Annotated in this window: 1 protein-coding gene; it reads left to right on the top strand. The window is 69.1% G+C overall.

Annotated elements, in window-relative coordinates; translation table 11 throughout:
* Nucleotides 1-531 (top strand): hypothetical protein (locus HMPREF0591_RS30065; RefSeq protein ID WP_007172671.1); only part of this gene is annotated, 531 nt, incomplete at its 5' end.
* Nucleotides 532-731 lie beyond the last annotated feature (200 nt).

Consider the following 731-nt stretch of genomic DNA (forward strand, 5'->3'; position numbering starts at 1 on the left):
TACCCAGCCGCCACCCACCTCACCCCGGCAGGACTGATCACCCACACCACCGTCGCTGTCAAAGGCCAACTCCATCCCGACATCAGCGTGCACCACGCCCGCACCCCCGACGCCCGCATCGCAATCACCCTGGACTGCATCCACATGAGCCTCTACAACTGCCAGACCGCCCAAGGCCTGCTCGAAGCCTTTGTCGCCGCCCGCGGCCACATGGTCCACGTACCCGCCGAGATCCCCGCCGCCGCCGCGCCCGCACAGGAGTTCGCGGCGCGCACCGCGGTCGCCGTCGAATGGACCCGGGCCCCGGCGTATGCCGTGGTGGCCCAATCCGCGCTCAACAAACTCAAAACCGCCACGGTCCACTGGGTGGACGTGTACACCGGGCCGATCACCTGGCAACTGCGTGATCGCACCGCAATCCTGTCGATGATCGACAGCCTCAGGCGGGTCCACCAGACCGCAATCGCCGTCTTCGCCGACGGTGAGCGCCACAAAGCTGACCCCACCGCCGCCGACTATCCCGCGGCCTAACACGCCCAAGGACCCGGCCACCTCGCCCACGTAGGCGCACGGGGTGGCCGGGCCCCCATTTTTTCTTCCGGTCGATCGGGGGGCGGCGCGACGGGCGCACCGACCGGATTGGCCACCTCGGTGGCCACCGGGTCCGTCGCCGCTCACCTGATTTGCCGTCAGCAGGGATCGCAGCCTAATCGGGTGGGGGCCCGACCGGT

Source organism: Mycobacterium parascrofulaceum ATCC BAA-614, from assembly GCF_000164135.1.
Classification (GTDB): Bacteria; Actinomycetota; Actinomycetes; order Mycobacteriales; family Mycobacteriaceae; genus Mycobacterium; species Mycobacterium parascrofulaceum.